14 protein-coding genes, 1 tRNA gene, 1 rRNA gene and 1 riboswitch are annotated in these 17,859 nt (G+C 57.1%); of the genes, 7 read left to right on the top strand and 9 right to left on the bottom strand.

Translation table 11 applies throughout. The features are described 5' to 3' along the window. Positions 1–110 precede the first annotated feature (110 nt). A riboswitch (cobalamin riboswitch) is annotated at positions 111–315 on the bottom strand. A 783-nt stretch (positions 316–1,098) separates the two neighbouring features. Genes chvE through mmsB form a run of 3 tightly spaced genes read left to right on the top strand, consistent with a single transcriptional unit; the run spans position 1,099 to position 5,043 of the window. Continuing rightward, complete coding sequence (gene chvE, locus ED655_RS03795; RefSeq protein WP_122049216.1) at positions 1,099–2,178, top strand: multiple monosaccharide ABC transporter substrate-binding protein; 1,080 nt, start codon at positions 1,099–1,101, stop codon at positions 2,176–2,178. Positions 2,179–2,182: 4 nt separating this feature from the next. Beyond that, positions 2,183–3,781: a multiple monosaccharide ABC transporter ATP-binding protein gene (gene mmsA / locus ED655_RS03790; RefSeq protein ID WP_122049065.1), complete on the top strand. Its 1,599-nt coding sequence runs from the start codon at positions 2,183–2,185 to the stop codon at positions 3,779–3,781. 5 nt (positions 3,782–3,786) lie between these two features. Then, complete coding sequence (gene mmsB / locus ED655_RS03785; protein WP_122049064.1) at positions 3,787–5,043, top strand: multiple monosaccharide ABC transporter permease; 1,257 nt, start codon at positions 3,787–3,789, stop codon at positions 5,041–5,043. Between the two features lie 121 nt (positions 5,044–5,164). Here mmsB and ED655_RS03780 read toward each other — a convergent pair whose 3' ends face one another. The 7 genes from ED655_RS03780 to ED655_RS15450 all read right to left on the bottom strand — a co-directional run bounded on the left by ED655_RS03780 (position 5,165) and on the right by ED655_RS15450 (position 13,572). Then, a complete protein-coding gene (locus ED655_RS03780) occupies positions 5,165–5,446 on the bottom strand; it encodes a hypothetical protein (protein ID WP_122049063.1) in 282 nt (93 codons plus the stop codon). 832 nt (positions 5,447–6,278) lie between these two features. Then, positions 6,279–7,130 carry a peptidylprolyl isomerase gene (locus ED655_RS03770; protein WP_240993487.1) on the bottom strand — a complete coding sequence of 284 codons (852 nt, stop codon included), beginning with the start codon at positions 7,128–7,130 and terminating at the stop codon, positions 6,279–6,281. Between the two features lie 308 nt (positions 7,131–7,438). After that, entirely contained in the window at positions 7,439–7,780 is a 342-nt protein-coding gene (locus ED655_RS03765; RefSeq protein ID WP_122049060.1) for a TfoX/Sxy family protein, read from the bottom strand. A gap of 93 nt (positions 7,781–7,873) precedes the next feature. Next, a complete protein-coding gene (locus tag ED655_RS03760) occupies positions 7,874–11,029 on the bottom strand; it encodes an error-prone DNA polymerase (protein ID WP_122049059.1) in 3,156 nt (1,051 codons plus the stop codon). Beyond that, a complete protein-coding gene (locus ED655_RS03755; protein ID WP_122049058.1) occupies positions 11,026–11,289 on the bottom strand; it encodes a hypothetical protein in 264 nt (87 codons plus the stop codon). Before ED655_RS03755 ends, ED655_RS03760 begins: the two co-directional genes overlap by 4 nt. Further along, complete coding sequence (locus ED655_RS03750) at positions 11,289–12,848, bottom strand: Y-family DNA polymerase (RefSeq protein WP_162993379.1); 1,560 nt, start codon at positions 12,846–12,848, stop codon at positions 11,289–11,291. Before ED655_RS03750 ends, ED655_RS03755 begins: the two co-directional genes overlap by 1 nt. Continuing rightward, positions 12,739–13,572 carry an ImuA family protein gene (locus ED655_RS15450; RefSeq protein WP_162993378.1) on the bottom strand — a complete coding sequence of 278 codons (834 nt, stop codon included), beginning with the start codon at positions 13,570–13,572 and terminating at the stop codon, positions 12,739–12,741. The genes ED655_RS03750 and ED655_RS15450 overlap by 110 nt, the downstream gene beginning before the upstream one ends. A gap of 220 nt (positions 13,573–13,792) precedes the next feature. On the opposite strand from ED655_RS15450, the gene ED655_RS03745 reads away from it, so the two are divergent. The 4 genes from ED655_RS03745 to ED655_RS03730 all read left to right on the top strand — a co-directional run bounded on the left by ED655_RS03745 (position 13,793) and on the right by ED655_RS03730 (position 17,515). Then, positions 13,793–14,653, top strand: a complete 861-nt coding sequence (locus ED655_RS03745) for a hypothetical protein (protein WP_162993377.1) — start codon at positions 13,793–13,795, stop codon at positions 14,651–14,653. A 79-nt stretch (positions 14,654–14,732) separates the two neighbouring features. Further along, on the top strand, positions 14,733–15,650 hold the full coding sequence (locus ED655_RS03740) for a DUF2961 domain-containing protein (protein WP_162993376.1): 918 nt from the start codon (positions 14,733–14,735) through the stop codon (positions 15,648–15,650). 167 nt (positions 15,651–15,817) lie between these two features. Beyond that, on the top strand, positions 15,818–16,513 hold the full coding sequence (locus ED655_RS03735; RefSeq protein ID WP_162993375.1) for a DUF421 domain-containing protein: 696 nt from the start codon (positions 15,818–15,820) through the stop codon (positions 16,511–16,513). A gap of 171 nt (positions 16,514–16,684) precedes the next feature. Then, positions 16,685–17,515 carry a glycosyltransferase family 32 protein gene (locus ED655_RS03730; RefSeq protein WP_122049053.1) on the top strand — a complete coding sequence of 277 codons (831 nt, stop codon included), beginning with the start codon at positions 16,685–16,687 and terminating at the stop codon, positions 17,513–17,515. 134 nt (positions 17,516–17,649) lie between these two features. On the opposite strand, the gene ED655_RS03725 is transcribed toward ED655_RS03730, so the two are convergent. After that, positions 17,650–17,726 (bottom strand) — tRNA-Met (locus tag ED655_RS03725). A 35-nt stretch (positions 17,727–17,761) separates the two neighbouring features. Continuing rightward, positions 17,762–17,859 (bottom strand): 5S ribosomal RNA (rrf, locus tag ED655_RS16180); the annotation flags it as partial.

Genomic DNA, 17,859 nt, shown 5'->3' with positions numbered 1-17,859 from the left:
GCAACAGGGCACAAGGATGATTGCCGGGTTTCCCGGCCTGCCATAAGCCGCCCCTCGATGACGGGTACAGCTTCATGGTCTGTCGCGCTCCGGGCACCCCGCCGGATCGTGAAATCGGTGACGCGACGGCAGGTCTCCTGGCTCATGGTCCCGGTTACCCGGCATTGCCGCCCCCTTCCCGGCATGGTCACCAGTGGGCTGCGACGGCAATGATATACCACCTACAGTTGCGGGGGCAGCGCAGGACTGATGCACGTGGCACGAACCTGCTTCCCTTTTCACCCCTTGCGAGGCACCGTCACGCCTGTCCTAGCAGGTTTACCAAAGGAGACGCAAAGCCCCGCCGAAGGACGCGAAGTGATGAATTGACCAGCTGAATACCGGTCTACCCACCCCCAGGCACGACATCACCCGGGCATCTCAGGACAGACAACCACAGACATCCAGAGTCAGGCAGCAGCGACAGAGTGCCGGGATATCGGGATCATATGCCCAATGGTTCTGCAGGCGCTCCCATGACTGCCCGCAGGAGCTACCCGTCCGGCAAGCCTGTCATTCGGATCCTATACAGATATCCCGGGATCGGGATTGGCCTTGATGTCCGGAATGGCAATTCGTCAGCTTGTTGTCTGCCTTGGGCCTCCAGGCTGTCCTGTTAGGAATCTTCCACCGAAATAGGAGGCTTTTCCGCGGTGCCTGCGAGGAAATATCCCGGCGCCACCGGACTGTTTCTCTCGCGGTGACTGCTGCCGATCAGAAGAGCGAGCCGCATCGGGACATCAATGTCACGTTAGCGTGAAACGTTAATTATGTTATTTATAACGTCAAAATGATATGTTTAACTCGTTTCATGTTACGCTCCTTATTTCGCGAGGCGTGACATGACCATCTTTGCAGAAAGCTTTTTGCATACAGGGATCGCCCTCCCTGCCGGATTTTCTCTCTAGCGTCGGTCTGTCTCTCGATCTGCCTTCGGGACGTTCAGGAGCTTTCCGACGCACCCTTTCATCAAGCTTCGACCTCTCTCCCGCCGTTGTCTCTGTCGCAGCCCGCATCATGCCCAGCGCGGCTTGTGACTGGAATTTTGGACGTCACGTCATGAGCAGAATCAGTACCGGTCTTGCCTCTCTTGCCCTCGTTACCACCGCGCTTTTTGGCCCGGCCGGTCTGGGGAGCGCCAATGCCGACGACAAGCCCACCGTCGGCATCGCCATGCCTACCAAGTCGTCCGCGCGCTGGATTGCGGATGGCAACAACATCGTCAAAACCCTGCAATCGCGCGGCTATCATACCGATCTGCAATATGCCGATGATGACGTGCCCAACCAGGTCTCGCAGATCGAGAACATGGTCGCCAAGGGCGACAAGGTACTGGTGATCGCTGCCATCGACGGCACCACATTATCCGACACGCTCCACAAGGCCGCACAGCGTGGCGTGAAGGTCATTGCCTATGACCGCCTGATCCGTAATTCACCCGATGTGAGCAACTACGCCACCTTCGATAATTTTCAGGTAGGCGTGCTTCAGGCGAGCTCGCTAGTGAAGGCACTTGGGCTGCCCGACGCCAAGGGACCGTTCAATATCGAACTCTTCGGTGGCTCACCGGACGATAACAACGCCTATTTCTTCTTCAATGGCGCCATGTCGGTGCTCAAGCCCTATCTGGATAGTGGCAAGCTGGTCATTCCGTCCGGCCAGAAGACCATGGACAAGGTTTCAACCCTGCGCTGGGATGGCGCTACAGCGCAGTCGCGCATGGATAACCTGCTGAGCGCCTATTACACCGATCGTCATCTCGACGCCGTGCTCTCGCCCTATGACGGCATTTCCATCGGCATTATCTCCTCGCTCAAGGGCGTAGGCTATGGCAGTGGCGACACCAGGATCGCCTATGTCAGCGGGCAGGATTGCGAAATTCCTTCCGTCAAATCCATCCTCGCGGGCGATCAGTATTCCTCGATCTTCAAGGATACGCGCAAGCTCGCCGGCGTAACGGCCGATATGGTCGATGCCATGCTGGCCGGCAAGACCGTGCCTGTGAACGACACCAAGAGCTACAATAACGGTGTCAAGATCGTGCCTGCCTATCTCCTGACGCCTGTTGTTGTGACAAAGGCCAATATTCGCCCGACCCTGATTGACAGCGGCTATTACACCGCAAGCCAGATCGAGTAGCGTCATGAGCCCCATTCTTGAAATGCGGAACATTGCCAAGCGTTTCGGTCCCGTAAAGGCCCTGAGCGATGTCAGTTTTTCGGTCGAGCCTGGCGAGATTCATGCACTCTGCGGCGAAAATGGTGCAGGCAAATCGACCCTGATGAAAATCCTGAGCGGGGTATACCCCGCCGGGAGCTATGACGGGCAGATCGTGTTCGATGGTGAAGAGCGCCGCTTTGCCGATATCAACGGCTCCGAGGCGCTTGGCATTATCATCATCCATCAGGAACTGGCGCTTATCCCGCTGCTTTCGGTACAGGAAAACATCTTCATTACCCACCCGCCGGGGCGCTTTGGCGTGATCGACCGCGACGTAGCGCGTGTGCGGGCGCGTGATCTGATGCGTCAGGTCGGGCTGACGGATGCACCCGAAACACTCGTCACGCATCTGGGCGTGGCCAAGCAGCAACTCGTCGAGATTGCCAAGGCGCTCTCGAAAAAGGTGCGCCTGCTCATTCTGGATGAGCCAACAGCCAGCCTGAACGAACGCGATAGTGCGGCCCTGCTCGATCTGCTCCTTGCCTTCAAGGCAGAGGGGCTGTCGTCCATTCTTATTTCGCACAAGCTGAATGAGATCTCACGTGTGGCTGATCGTATCACCGTGCTGCGCGACGGGCGCAGTGTCGGCACAATCGACTGCCGCAACGGCCCTGCAGATGAAGACGAGATCATCCGTCTCATGGTTAATCGCGATCTGGAGCATCGCTACCCACCGCATACGCCGCGTATTGGCGAAATGCTGATGGAGGTTCACGACTGGTCGGCCTGGCACCCCCTCCACCCCGACCGTCAGGTGATACGCCATGTCGATTTCCACGTTCGCGCAGGCGAGATTGTGGGCATTGCAGGCCTCATGGGTGCGGGGCGCACGGAATTTGCCATGAGCCTGTTCGGACGCTCCTTCGGCACGCGCATATCGGGTGATGTCACCATGCGCGGCAAGGCGGTCGATGTCTCTACTGTCAGCCGCGCCATTGCGGCCGGGCTCGCCTATGTCACCGAGGATCGCAAGGAACTCGGGCTGCATCTGAGCAACGAGATACGCCACAACATCTCCCTGGCCGAACTGCGCGGCATCGCTCATCACGGCGTCATTGATGACATTGCCGAACTGCGTATCGCGCAGGATTATCGCAACAAGATGCGCATACGCTCGCCCGATGTGCAGCAGATGGCGGGTAAGCTCTCGGGCGGCAACCAGCAGAAAGTGGTGCTGTCCAAATGGCTCTTCACCAACCCCGACGTGCTCATTCTGGATGAGCCCACGCGTGGCATTGATGTCGGGGCCAAATACGAAATTTATGCCCTGATTCAGCAGATGGCCGATAGCGGTCGGGGCTGCGTGGTCATTTCATCCGAAATGCCTGAATTGCTCGGCATATGCGACCGTATCTGCGTGATGAATGAAGGGCGTTTCGTGGGTGAGTTCACCCGCGAGGAAGCCAGTCAGGAAAAGATCATGCGCGCCATCGTGCGCAGCACATCTGAATCCATGCCGATTGCCACCATTCCAGGCGAGACAGCCGATCTCGCTGTTTCCTCTCTCGCTGCGGGAACGTAACAAACATGAGCGAACATATTCTCCTCCCCGGCAATCCGCTCTCTCCTGCTGGCGATACCGGCCCCACCGGTGGTGCACCGGGCGGCCACAAGCTGGGCAATAGCGCGATGGGGCGGTTCATCCGCAATAATCTGCGCGAATACGGCATGTTCATCTCGCTGGTCGCGATCGGGCTGTTTTTCGAGATCGTGACCAACGGGACCCTGCTTCGTCCGCTGAACCTGACCAATCTGGTGCTCCAGAACAGTTACATCGTCATCATGGCGCTGGGCATGTTGCTGGTGATCATCTCGGGCCATATCGATCTGTCGGTCGGCTCGGTCGCTGGTTTTACAGGGGCCGTGGCAGCGGTGTTGATGGTGCAATGGCACTGCAACGTCGTCGTGACGACACTGACCTGCCTTGCCACTGGCGCGCTGATTGGCGCGGCACAGGGCTACTGGATTGCCTATTTCAAGATCCCGTCCTTCATCGTGACGCTGGCAGGGATGCTGGTTTTCAAGGGACTGGCTCTGGCCCTGCTGGGCGGCCAGTCCCTAGGGCCTTTCTCGACCGTTTTCCAGAAGCTTTCTTCCGGCTTCATTCCCGAGTTTCTTCCCAAAATCGGGCATTACAATCCGACCTCGCTCATTCTGGGCGTGATCGTGGCGGCGGCCATGGTGTTTGGCTCGGTCCGGGCGCGGACGCGTTATCAGCGCAACGACATTGATGTCGAGCCCATGCCACTTTTTATCGGCAAGAACATCGCCGTTTTCGGGATCATCGTTTATCTCGCCACCCTGATTTCCAGCTATCGTGGCCTGCCCAATGTTCTGATCATCATGGCCATGCTGATTGCGCTCTACAGCTTCATGACCAGCCGCACCACGCTGGGACGGCAGATCTACGCGGTGGGTGGCAATGTGCGCGCCGCAGCGCTTTCGGGCATACGCACCGAGCGCCTCACCTTCCTCACCTTCGTGAATATGGGCGTACTGGCTGCTCTTGGCGGCCTGATCTTTGCTGCAAGGCTGAACACCGCTACACCGAAGGCTGGACTTGGTTTCGAGCTTGACGTGATTGCCGCCTGTTTCATCGGCGGGGCCTCGGCCTATGGTGGGGTCGGGCGCGTTGGAGGCGCCGTGATCGGTGCCATGATCATGGGTCTCATGAATAACGGCATGTCGATCCTGGGTATCGGCATCGACTACCAGCAGGTGCTCAAGGGATTGGTGCTACTCGGTGCTGTCTGCGTCGATGTCTATAACCAGCGCAGGGCATAGAAACTGACCGGACCATCGGAGCCATTCCGGCGGTCCTGGTCACGTAACCGCCACAAACCCTGCCTTGACGGTCAGTCGCTCATCAGACTGGCAAGGCCGGGTTTGGGGCTCTTCCTGAATTCTAGAAACGATAGCCCAGGCCCAGCTCCAGAACCGGATAGACCGGAATATTGACATCGTGCTGGATACGACGTCGCTCCCGTTCAACACTGTCTGTGAATGAAGGCAGCGACGCAGCAGGCCCTTCGGTTGTCATGGAAACCTTGGGGTTGCCTTCGGCCAGAATACCGGCGTCAACCGAGAAGACGATATTGCTTACGATACGGCCAGCGTAACCAAACCCGATATAAGGTGCGACCTGATTGGGAATGGCCTTGAGCGAAACGTTGCCGGCATCCTGCACATCATAAACACGTCGCCCGTAGGTGTTGCACGCGCCGTGACGCGGTTGCCCACACCATAGACACCAAGCGAAACGCGCAGGCCAGAACCCAAGGGATAGAAGTCGGTGGTCAGACCACCGTTGAAGAACCTGAATGATCCACCAAATTGTGCATCCAGATCATAGCCGGTCGCGAGATTATTGTTCGTGAAGCGATGATGATAAATAGACGAATCATTATAGGTAAAGAAGTTCATATTACCGCGAAATCCCCAATGAGAATGGGGAATACGGATACTGACTTCAGGGCCAATACCAAGCGTGCCGACGCGTGCGGAAACAGTAGGCTGATACCCGTCGGGCAGTGACGAGGCGGAGGCCTGTCCTGCTGCCACGCTCGAAAGAGCCATGGAGAGTATGAATGCTGCTGGAAATCTGAATGACACGTTAATGCGCCTCTGCCGTTCCCTCCGCCATCAATAACGGAAGAGCCTAAAACATTAACGAGACGCATCGATACGAAAAAGGAATTAATGGTGCTATAACGCATATTGTGCTTCATCAAGACATTTAGGACACAGCGTGATCACGCGCTTCTGGCAATTGTTACACCCGGACCAGCTATCAACCTGGATTGACAGCATGACAGACCATTCGGGATCGCGCCCGCTTCTGGCTTGATAAATCGCCCGGCAAGAGTCCACCCCAGCAATGCTCAGATGTTGAAGCATCGAAGAGGGATAACATTTCAAGCCTCCCCCCCCCTGTCTGGCATAGCCCTCAAAAAATGATCCGCGCAGAGCGATCTGAGTAAGTGAACAGACTTTGATTAATTGTCAGCCCAAAGTCAGGATCAGGAGTGTTCTGCCGGTTTTTCCCGAGCTGGAACAGGCACGTTGCACAAGGCCACACCATGCGCAGGCCGCACAAAGAACGGATCCTGACGGGCAGCTCGTGCAGCGAGATAGCGTGCAAAACTCCTGCTTTTGATACGCATCACCTGAAAGACAGGACGCTCCCCAGAGGGAAGGTCCGCAGCAAGCGTCATGCTCGCAATTGGCACATTCTGCCTTGGATCAATATAGAAACCGAGCTTTCCGGTGCCTCGTGGCAAGGCGCTCAGATGCTCCATACCTTCCAGAACGCGCCCGACAACCGCCAGATTACGGTCAAGCTGACGCGGTGCCTCGCCATTGACCACATAGAGTTCACGCCCGTCCCCCGTATCGGGCGGCATGTCCCGCCCGACACCGACCACCCCATAGCATTGCGCTGGCCAGATCTGCGCGCCCTCGCGCCCCACGAGCCAGCCCGATGCTATGCCGGACTCTGGTGCATAGGGGTCAGGGTAAGGGAGTGGTGTGTAGTCCAGCCCTTCAAGAGACCGGTCATATTCGGCAGGCGGATGAGCTACGAACCCCTTGGGTAGAGGGGACGCCTCGTCATGCACACGCCATTGCACGACATAATTATCCTGCACTCGGGTAATCGCACCGCCATCCCACTGATGGGACCGGGCAAGACGCACGACATTGGCCACATGCACAGGGGCAAATTCAGGCGCGAGTTCGATCACCACGCGGTCCCCATCGGCCAGCTTCATGACGAGCAGATTCTCTGGTGCCACATCACGCCATGCTGTGGCGGGTGCGGCATCGACAATCTCGGCAGGACTCGGCGCAGAGGAGGGCGCAGTGGCCGCCATCGTCAAAGAGGGAAAAATTAGAGCAGTCAGAGGTAAGAAACAGCGCATCAGGCAAGAGTGCCCATCCGTTACGATCTTGCACAGTCTTTTCTGAGCTGCTGACACAGACTCTGCAAGAACCGGACGTAAGGCTGCGTCAGAGAGTTCATGATCATGGCGAGCCTGACAGGCCCCCACAACCTCGCAGCATGATTGGCCATCAGCCAAGTTGCTCGCCCCCCCTGCGGAAAAACAGCAAATTTCACCTCGAGCCGGACACGGCATCACCCGCTCTCACGGCAACAGCACGAACGCCCTGCCTTTCTTTCCTAGCGACGTGGCTTTGCTGCAGGAAGCGCCGCAACACAGCGCGCTACCCAGATTTTCAGCTCATCCGGACGCGTATGCAGAGACTCCGGCACAACGACATAGGTCTTGCTGGGAGCGCTTTCCGGTTCATAACGCAGGGCACAGGCACCGGGGAGTGCCAGAAGGGCCTCACGATCCTTGGCGCTCATCTTCAGGGCCAGGCCGACATTGGAGAGGGAAGCAAAGACCTTGCCGCCGGCATATCCCATGATCCCGCCGAACATGGGCTTAAAGGACAAATCAAATTCCGCCAGCTCCGGTATTGTCAGTATTTTCTGCAAAACAGCAGGATCATAATTCATTATCTTATCCTTTCCCTGAATCTATACTTGAAGATAACAGAAAGACCAAAAGATTGCTTAGTTTTTTCCAAAAGGAAGAAACAGGTCTGTATCTCAATGAAAATCCCGCGCCTTCAATCTTGGTGCCACCGACCCCTCTTCTTCCTCGGACACGGCAATAGAACGCATCATATTCGTAATATCCTCCAGACGCTGCATCACCACGTGAATGACCTCTCCTTCACGCTGGAGCGTTCCATGGCAGGCCACAGCGTTGACACCAATCACAATACGACGCTGGGCTTCGGCCCGGTCTTTCCAGATGATGATATTGGCTGTGCCGGTTTCATCCTCCAGCGTCATGAACATCACGCCATGGGCCGTGCCCGGGCGCTGACGCATCAGAACCAGCCCCGGCACCACCACGCGGCTGCCATCGCGCAGCCGGCGCAGATCGGCACAGGTCACCATGCCTCGCTCAGCCAGTTGCGGACGCAGAAACGCCAGCGGGTGCTGGCGCAAGGTCAGGCCGAGCGTGTTGTAATCTTCCACAACCTCGCGGCCCTCACTCATGGGGCGGGGAGCGTAATCGGGCTCGATCACTTCGGGGCCGGGGCGATTGAGCTTGCGATCGGCAGCGGCAAAAAGCGGCAGAACCGTATCTGCCAGCCCCTTGATGGCCCAGAGTGCGGCTCGCCGATCAAGATCGAGGCTGCGAAAGACATCTCCCGCCGCCAGCGCCTCAAGCGCCGAGACAGGAATGGCAGCACGACGCCAGACATCATCGAGCGACTCATAGGCCGGAAAGCGATGGGCGATCAGTTTGGCCGCATGATCGTTCGACAGACCCTTCACAAAGCGCAAACCAAGACGCACGGCCAGTGTCCGCTTGCCCCGGTCCGGCTCAAGCACGCAATCCCAACGCGAGGCATTGATGTCGATAGCGTGCACGGTCACGCCATGTTCGCGCGCGTCACGCACCACCTGAGCCGGGGCATAAAATCCCATAGGCTGCGAATTGAGCAGGGCCGCGCAAAACACATCGGGATGGTGGCATTTCAGATAATTCGAAACATAGGCCACAAGGGCAAAACTCGCCGCATGGCTTTCAGGAAAGCCATAGGACCCAAAGCCTTCAAGCTGACGGAAGGTCCGTTCGGCAAATGCGCGATCATAATGATTGGCAACCATGCCCTCGATCAACTTCGTTTTGAAATGCGAGACCCCGCCAGTGAACTTGAACGTCGCCATGGAGCGGCGCAGCTGGTCGGCCTCACCGGGCGTGAAGCCAGCGCATTTGATGGCCACCTGCATGGCCTGCTCCTGAAACAGGGGGACACCCAGGGTCTTGCCAAGAATCTGTCTGAGCTCCGGCTGCGGGTAATCCGGCAGCTCGATCCCCTCACGCCGTCGCAGATAGGGATGGACCATATCACCCTGGATGGGACCCGGGCGCACAATGGCCACCTGAATGACGAGATCATAGAACGTCCTGGGCTTGAGGCGCGGCAGCATGGACATCTGGGCGCGGCTCTCGATCTGGAATGTGCCCAGCGTGTCGGCACGGCGGATCATGGCATAGGTCGCATCATCTTCAGGCGGTACCGAGCCCATATCGAGCTGGCGGATGCGATGCTCAGCCAGAAGCTCGAACCCCCGGCGCAGACATCCCAGCATGCCCAGGCCCAGCACATCGACCTTCATGAATTTGAGAATGTCGATATCGTCCTTGTCCCAGACGATGATCTGCCGATCCTCCATTGCAGCAGGCTGAATGGGCACGAGTTCATCCAGCCGGTCGCGGGTCAGCACGAAGCCCCCCGGATGAGTGCCAAGCTGGCGTGGTATGCCCACCAGCTCAGCAGCCACACGCAGGGTCAGCGCCAGGCGTCGATCTGACAGATTGAGGTTCAGCTCCGCCGCACGTGCCTTGAGCTGTTCCGGATCCCCCAGTGACGAGGCAAGATATTTCGAGAGCAGGCCCAGCAGATCCTCGCTCAACCCCAGCACCTTGCCTGTCTCGCGCAAGGCCCCCTTGGGGCGATAGCGCATGAGGGTGGCACACAGCGCTGCATGGCTGCGACCGTAGCGGCGATAGATCCACTGGATGATTTCCTCGCGCCGGTCGCTTTCGAAATCAACATCGATATCGGGGGGCTCACGACGCTCTGCGGAAATGAACCGCTCGAACAGAAGACCGGAACGCACGGGGTCGATCGCCGTGATACCCAGCACATAGCAGATGGCGGAATTGGCGGCAGAACCACGCCCCTGACAGACAATATCGAGCGCACGCGCCTGATGCACGATGCTGTGCACGGTCAGAAAATAGGGCGCGTAATCAAGCGAGCCGATCAAGGCGAGTTCATGGGCGATCTGTTGCCTGACCGCATCCGTCACCCCGGCAGGATAACGCCTTGGCAGGGCCTCCTGCACCAGACGGGTAAGGGTCTGCTGCGGCGTCTCATCCGGCCGGTCAGTCTCCTGCGGATACTGGTAGCAAAGATCATCCATCGAAAAGCGGCAATGCGCTTCGATCTCGGCCACGCGGGCCAGTGCTTCGGGAAAAGCCTCATAAAGCTGCGCCACAGCACCAGGCGTCTTGAGGGCCCTGTCACCATGATTTTCACGTCGCTCCCCCAGCGTATCGAGCGTGCAGTTCTCACGAATGGCAGTTACGACATCCTGCAAAACATGGCAGCGCGCCTCGTGATAGAGCACGTCGCCCGTCACCACGGCAGCTACGCCACAGGAGGCGGCCAGTGCCTCCAGCGCCCGCAGGCGCAGCAGGTCACCCGGCGCATTGCAATGCGAAAGCCCGCAATAAACCGGCTGGCTATTGGCCGCACCGATCCGGGCCAGATGCTGAAACTGCTGCTGTGCCTGGGCATCGGGCTGATCGGGCAGCAGAACCAGAACAAGCCCCCGTGCCCCCTGAAGCAGATCTCCCCAGTCGAGCGAAAAGACGTCCCGCGCACCTCGGCGGTGCCCAAGCGTCAACAGACGGCAAAGCGCCCCCCACCCCGCACGATCAACCGGATAGGCCAGAAGAGTCGACCCATCGAGCAGATCGAGCCGACAGCCGGGCAACAGCCTTACACCGCTCTGACGTGCGGCATCATGGGCGCGCACCATGCCGGCCACCGAATGGCGGTCGGTCAGCGCGAGCGCCCTGTGCTCCTGGGCCTGGGCGACAGAAAACAGGTCGTGCGGCGCACTTACGCCACGCAAAAAGGAATAATAGGACGTGACATGAAGCGGCGTGGTCATGCCCCCTCGCCTTTTGCCCTGTCATTGGGATGATGATGCCCACTCGTATCATGCGCCACGGCATCGGCACGTTTCATGAGCACGAAACCACAGCGCGCCAGATGCGCCACCAGCCGCTCGGCCACGAGGGTCGCCATCAATTCATCAGCATCATGAACACGCCGACGCCCGTCAAAACGCAGGGCATGGGTCAGAGCCTCCGCAATCTCGCGGGGCTCGGCAGAACGCATGGCCGGAGGAGAGGCAAAATCCTGTGTCATCAGAACAGCCCGTGGACGAACCACGCCCCGTCACCCGACCAGGGATGCTGACCGTCCCCCCGACGAAACAGCCAGAAGCGATCGCCTTGCTCGGTTTCCACAATCCAGTAATCGCGTATGGCCCCTGCCTGCGCGGGATGCTGCCACCAGGCACCGTGTAGCCGCTCCGGCCCATCAGCCCCGCAAACACGCAGTTTCTGCCCTTGCCAGACAAAGCCCTGAGGCGCGTCGTGGTCCGTCAGTTCTGGCGCGGCGATAGCGCGTGGCGGTGCAAAAAGCCGGGTTGGTCGCGGCCAGCGTGAGCGCCGTGGAGCGCCTTCCAACGATGAAACAGGCGCAAGGCCCTGTGTCTGGGCCATCTCGGGGAAGGGTGAATCGGTTTCCGCCAGATGATAGATCGCCCGCAAACCCGGCTTGTTGCGCAGTCGTTCTGCCAGAACCACGAGCGACTCTCCTGCCGAGGGATGACCTGCCTGAAGAAGCCCGCCCGCTCCTGTGGAGGACTCCGGTAACATGGCTCCCTCTGTCACCGGCGAGCGGGGCTGGGCGTGACCGACATGCAGGCTCATGACTTCGATGCCAAACCCTGGATCGATTGTCTCGATACGCTCCTGAAGCAGGCGGGACAGGCGCATGGCCTCGTTAACCGGCTCAGCCGTTCCCACCCGCACTGCCTGAACCACGTCATCCACGCGATGGCAAAGCAGATCGACCCGACGCGCGCCAAGGCCCCTCTTCTGCAAGAGGGTCGCGATATCCTGACACAGGACGTCCATGACCTGCGCGATGCTTTCGGCCGTGCCGATTGGTTCCATCAGATGGCGCTTCACGCTCAGGGCTGTTGCAGGCTGATCGAAATCCAGAGCTTCTTTCTGGTGTCCAAGCGCCTGATCAAGACGACACAGCACCGCCTTGCCGAAGCGGCGCGTCAGCGCAGCACGCGGCACGGCACGCAGATCCGCCACACGGCTAATTCCCAGAAGACCAAGCCGCGACTGTGCCTCATCATCAAGCCGCAAGGCAGCGACGGGCAGGGAGTCGAGTGCTGCAGCCACGCTGCCAGAGGGAATACAAAGCAGATCCTTTGCACCGAAGCGGGCCAGAGCATGAGCCGCTCCAGCCGTATCGGCCAAGGCTGCACGAACGGCATGCCCCTGCGCCATGAGCCTGTCCCTTACGGTTTCCAGCATGGCGACCTCACCTCCAAAAAGATGGGCGCATCCCGTGCTGTCGATCCACAGGCCATCTGGCGGATCGACCGCGACAAGAGGTGAGAAGCACCGGCACCATGATGCCAGCCTGTGCAAGGCGCGCGCATCAGCTGCGGGCGTAACGGGATGCGCAGCCAGATCCGGCACAAGACTGCGTGCCATGGCCAGAAACTGACCTTTTTCCACCCCGCAATCCCGGGCCGGTTGATTAACCGCCATGATCTTCCGGCTCTGGCCTTCACGACCATAAAGGGCCAGAGGTCTGGCGGGGTCGGCTTCGGGATGTCCCTTGTGCCAGAGTGTCGTGTGCCAGTGGGGCAGCCACAGGGAAAGAAACCGACGCATCATGGTCTGTACCGACCCTCCAGAACAGGGCATCACCCCCACGACGTCGCAAAAGGGAAAGGGACAGCCCCCCCGAAGCAGAGGGAAAAGAGCGCAGACCTACCCTGACCGCATCGGCACGCGCAGGGCCGATACGCCAGCGCGTCCAGCAGGAATTGGGCGAGAGAGGCTGTGTGTGGCGATGCACGACAAACCCGGTGACCATCGTCTTTTCTGCCGCCAGATGCAGGCGACGCGAAGCTGTAAGGGATAATGGTTCAGGCAGATCAGCCACAACGGCTGTCACCCCTCTGGTGCGCAGCACATCTTCCATCGTACCGACCAGGCGTGCAGCTTCGACCTCAACACAGAGCAGCCGCGCGCCATCCAACCCGGCATCACGCAGCCCCGCCAGGGCCGGCACCGAGGTAAAACCGGGGCCGCCGCCCCTTCCCTGCGCTGCGCCGCGATGCCCTATGGGGTGATTCCCGGAGAGGGCAGGCACAAGCCAGATGACAGGCCCCGCACTCCGCGCCAGAATCTGCGCTATGAAACGCGTCGGGCGGGCGCAAAGCCCTTGATCATGTCCCTCCCCCAGAAACTCATGCACAGCCCCTCGACGCAGCCCACCCTTGAGCGCCTCGTCAACGGCAGCCATGCCCGTCTGTAGGTAAAGCGCTGCAAAACCGCGCTGATAACGCTGCTCGATCTGCACGATGCTGTCGCGCAACATAGCCAAGTTTGCCATGAAAGACCTCCTTTCACGGCAGCGATACCACAAGAACAAAACACGAACAACGAATCAGTGAGCAATTTGCCTCTGACAAGAAACGGCAGATTATTTTTTGCCTCGATACACTGTGTATTTCTATTGGCTCTGGTTTCCAGTATGAACCGAAGAAAATAAAAGCCATAGCGAGAAAAAAATGAAACGTGACTGCTTTGTGATACCATGCAATCTGCCCAAGATGAATTGGCTCATCTCTTTTATCAATTCGGTTGAGGCTCGCACGAGCGATTGCAATTTCGATATCATTCTTGGGGCCTCGAATGAGGAAGAATATCGACGATTTGCCCGACTGGTTCCATCCATCTCGAAATCAATCAATATAATCATTGTGAATATTGATGGATATATTAGTAGAATCCTGAAGTCAGATGAAGTTCTCGCAAGATACAGACACAATACAGATCACTGCGTTGTAAACATCAAAAAATTTGTGCTGCTGAAATGGGCATACGAACAGGGTTATAAAAGAATCTCGAGTATTGATGGTGATACAGCCGCCGTCAGAGATCTGAGCAGCGTTTTCGATGCCATGGAGGAAAACTACCATAAGGAGATACTGGTCGGATCATGTATGCGACTTCCAGATATCTCATCGATCACAGCAACTTGCCTGAGACATTTTGAGGGAGAAAACACAAACGATCTGAAAAATGCAGATGGTGATATCATTTATACGTGGTTCTTTGATGCACCATATTATGCGGGGACTGATCTGGGAGAGTTCTTCGATTATTTATCTGACAGATACGGATCACTTGCAAAATTTCTGGAAACCATCTGTTATCAGGATTTTGAACATCAAATATTTCACTACTGGCTCCACATCAAGAAAGGACATAAAGTATTTGATTTCAAATTTATCACTGATAACTTCAAACCGGAAGCCTGCCTTTACACGCATCTTCTTTCAATAAGAGACCATTGTAACTATAGCCCTGTTTGGGTTTACACATGGGAATACCTGCACCAGCCCGATATAGTTGACGGCTTCCCGACGGTTTACATGCTCAGCCACTTTGATCGCATGGGGCTTTTCTGATCATATGTGCCTTTCCAAGCAGCGTCTGATACGTCATTGGATTCTTCCTGTTCTCATCGCAGCTTCGATCAGAACAGGTATGGCCCAACCCGCTGTGTGGTCATCGCATTGGGAGCGTGTCGTTGTTGAACCTGGGCACGACTTGCCTCTGGCGGTACGACATGATGATGCTGGCAACGTGACAGTCATCAATATCGCCCTGGCTGGAGAAGGCCCTGACGTCGATCTTTCCAACCTCCATTTCAGGATCGGCGGCGAAAAAACACCCAGTGTCGTACTTTCCATGGGGCTCTCTGGGACATATGGGGCCAAGCGTTTTCATTCGCGCACGGTCTCGTGTTCGAGTTCGATCGGTCGTCTGGGCTGCACTTTTGGCCTCAAAATACCCTATCGCAAGGATCTTCAGGCCTTCTTTCACAACGGCGGCAAGCACCCTCTCAAATTATGGGGCTGGCTCCAGGGAGAATCAGATCCTTCTGTGCGGCCCACAGAAGAACTCCACACCGTTAGTGGGGGTGATCAATACGGAGGCCAGATTACCGTTCATCCCTATGAAGAAGTTACTCTTCTTGACGTGAGCGGGCCAGGACGTCTGGCTGGACTGCAATTTTTCATGGACCGCCATAATGACCGGCTTGGCACAAATGAAAACTGTGTCGAAGGGAATTTTCGCTACTATATCGACCACGCGACTGAGCCTCAGTATGAATCCTCCGGCACGGAAGATTACTTCGGATCATCATTCAACTTCCAGGATGCCCCTTTCGCCAGTGATAGCTTCGGTGTGTTTTACAACCGCTATGCAGGCGCAAGCGGGCCTGACGTCATCAGTGACCAGGTCTCAGCCTGGCGATGGCATCAGGACGACCCGATAAGATTTGCACATCATCTGCGAGTCACCTGGCAATGTGGTGATCGTGGCGGCCCGGAAATTCCGGTTTCTCCTGCCGGTATTGCCTGGACGACCTATTACTACAGTTTACTCCCGCAAAAATGAGCGCAGCCTGGCGAACTCCGGAGTCTTTTCGCCCTTCTGAACCTGTCACTTATCCAGTCGTTTGAATTTCCTGTGCTCCCAAGGGCATATCAGATGCAGGGCATGGCCTGACCGGGCGTCCTGCACGTTTTTCTGTGTGTCATGAACGACTTGAAGGCTGCCTGATCGTGATCACTGTCTATCTTTGGGTTATTCTCAAGCTCGTGATCGGGTTTTCCCTCATCATCACCTATCTCAATGTGACCGGGCGTAATCAGATTGCCATGATGTCGGCGGTCGATCTGGTCGGCAATTTCATACTGGGCGGCGTTGTCGGAGGTATTCTCTACAACGACAAGCTGCCCATCCTCCATTATATCGCCCTGCTCATCCTGTGCATCCTGCTCATGGCGCTTTTCAATTACCTCTCACGAAAGATCCCTGATCTGAGAAAGCGCACGATAGGCGAGCCGATCACCCTGATCCGTGATGGCGTATTCCTCATCGAGAATTTCAACGAGAATGCCAGTCGTATCGATCTCAAGGATGTCGCGACCGCTCTGCGCATGCAGAACATCTTCAGCTTTGATGATATTGATTTCGCCCAGATCGAGACGACCGGCCATGTCAGCGTGATCATGAAAAAGGAGACCAAGAAGCCAGCACAGTTTCTGGTTCATCGTGGAGAAATTCAGGAAAAGGAACTGGAAGCACTCAAGCGTTCGAAAGACTGGCTCATGGCGATACTCGCGCGCCGCGGACTGGGTGATCTTGAGAATATCTTTCTGGCGGAATGGGTTGGCGATCACCTGCTCGTGGTGACAACAGACGGTGTCGTTCACACAAAGCCGCAAGCTCTCGACGAACTGGCCAACAATATGTGATTGACCCGACCCGAAGCCAGACTGTGCCAGTCAACGCGACGAGACGCGAAAAAGAGATTTGAGTCCGACTTCATATACACGCAGAACAATGAAAGAAGCCGGGTATATATGGCCCCAGCCTTGATCGTGGGGTAGGACGCCGTTGGATAACATGCCTTGCACAGGAGTTGGATGACAGTTCAGGACATGAAAAGCGGTCGCGCAATTTCTGCACCCCCTGCCTTGCGTCGCGTCAGAGAAGGGGACCGCATGGCCTGTTTCGACCTGCTGGCAGAGGGAATGGAAAATCACTGGCTCAGGATCGTTCCACCAGGGCAGGATAACGGATTGCCTTCATCCATCCCATACCGGATTATCCAGTATTGGCATGCTGCAAACCCACCCGAGGATGTGCGGCGCAGCATTGCAACAACCATTGCCGTGAACCCTGAGTGCCAGCACGAGCTGGTTTGCGATGCCTCAGCACGCGCCTTCATGTATCAGGAACATGGCAATGAGGGCCTCAGACTCTTCGATTGCTGCTTTCATCCAGCCATGCGTGCCGATTTTTGGCGTATTGCTGCTCTGTACAAACATGGGGGCATCTACATGGATGTCGACACGCACTCCCACGCACCGGTTACACGCATTGCGGCAGGGGCAGATTTTTCCTGCCTGCTGACCTATTCGTTTGGGTCACCCTGGTGTGTCGATAACGACTTCATCATGGTACAACCGAACCATCCCGTGATCGGCGCTATCCTGGAGGGAATCTTCGCAAACCTTACACGCTACTGCCATGTCGGCGATTTCGAAAATATCTGGGTTGAAACGGGGCCCGGCGTCACGACGATCGCTTCGATGCGTTGGCTGTCGCGGATTGTAAATGATCAATCTGTCGCTGACGATCATGGTGGTCTTGCGTTCAGGCACCACAACGCAATTGCAGAAGCTTTTGATGTGATTGATATGGACTACAAGAAGACACGGCTCGGCAATTGGCGTCGAGCCGTACCACGCTGATAGATCAGATTCTTTTTCCACCAAACGCATGCTGCACGACAAGAGCGCTCAGAGCGAGCCATACGTACAACGCGAGAAGCGCCTGTTCTCTGGGTGAGATCTGCGCTGTCCCTGGATTATGTCTGTAGGGTATTTGGTTGCGGGGGCAGGATTTGAACCTGCGGCCTTCAGGTTATGAGCCTGACGAGCTACCGGGCTGCTCCACCCCGCGGGGGTGGTGGTGTGTTTTGTGGGGTGGATCAGGGGACCTGGCGGCGACCGACTTTTCCGCATCTTGAGATGCAGTATCATAGGCGCTGGGGCGTTTCACGGCCGAGTTCGGGATGGGATCGGGTGGAAGTCTC

Origin of the sequence: Asaia bogorensis, assembly GCF_900465345.1 — a bacterium.
In the GTDB taxonomy this organism is placed as follows: Bacteria; Pseudomonadota; Alphaproteobacteria; order Acetobacterales; family Acetobacteraceae; genus Asaia; species Asaia bogorensis_A.
Note: the sequence above shows the minus strand (reverse complement) of the source record. Positions and strands in the feature narration are given on the sequence as shown.

Excerpts from the sequence above, each read along its gene's own strand:
- ED655_RS03760 (WP_122049059.1), bottom strand. The coding sequence starts at position 11,029 with ATGACCACGCCGCTTCATGTCACGTCCTATTATTCCTTTTTGCGTGGC.
- mmsB (WP_122049064.1), top strand. The coding sequence starts at position 3,787 with ATGAGCGAACATATTCTCCTCCCCGGCAATCCGCTCTCTCCTGCTGGC.
- ED655_RS03730 (WP_122049053.1), top strand. The coding sequence starts at position 16,685 with ATGACAGTTCAGGACATGAAAAGCGGTCGCGCAATTTCTGCACCCCCT.
- ED655_RS15450 (WP_162993378.1), bottom strand. The coding sequence starts at position 13,572 with ATGGCAAACTTGGCTATGTTGCGCGACAGCATCGTGCAGATCGAGCAG.
- mmsA (WP_122049065.1), top strand. The coding sequence starts at position 2,183 with ATGAGCCCCATTCTTGAAATGCGGAACATTGCCAAGCGTTTCGGTCCC.
- ED655_RS03770 (WP_240993487.1), bottom strand. The coding sequence starts at position 7,130 with ATGGCGGCCACTGCGCCCTCCTCTGCGCCGAGTCCTGCCGAGATTGTC.
- chvE (WP_122049216.1), top strand. The coding sequence starts at position 1,099 with ATGAGCAGAATCAGTACCGGTCTTGCCTCTCTTGCCCTCGTTACCACC.
- ED655_RS03740 (WP_162993376.1), top strand. The coding sequence starts at position 14,733 with ATGGCCCAACCCGCTGTGTGGTCATCGCATTGGGAGCGTGTCGTTGTT.
- ED655_RS03765 (WP_122049060.1), bottom strand. The coding sequence starts at position 7,780 with ATGAATTATGATCCTGCTGTTTTGCAGAAAATACTGACAATACCGGAG.
- ED655_RS03750 (WP_162993379.1), bottom strand. The coding sequence starts at position 12,848 with ATGATGCGTCGGTTTCTTTCCCTGTGGCTGCCCCACTGGCACACGACA.
- ED655_RS03745 (WP_162993377.1), top strand. The coding sequence starts at position 13,793 with ATGAATTGGCTCATCTCTTTTATCAATTCGGTTGAGGCTCGCACGAGC.
- ED655_RS03755 (WP_122049058.1), bottom strand. The coding sequence starts at position 11,289 with ATGACACAGGATTTTGCCTCTCCTCCGGCCATGCGTTCTGCCGAGCCC.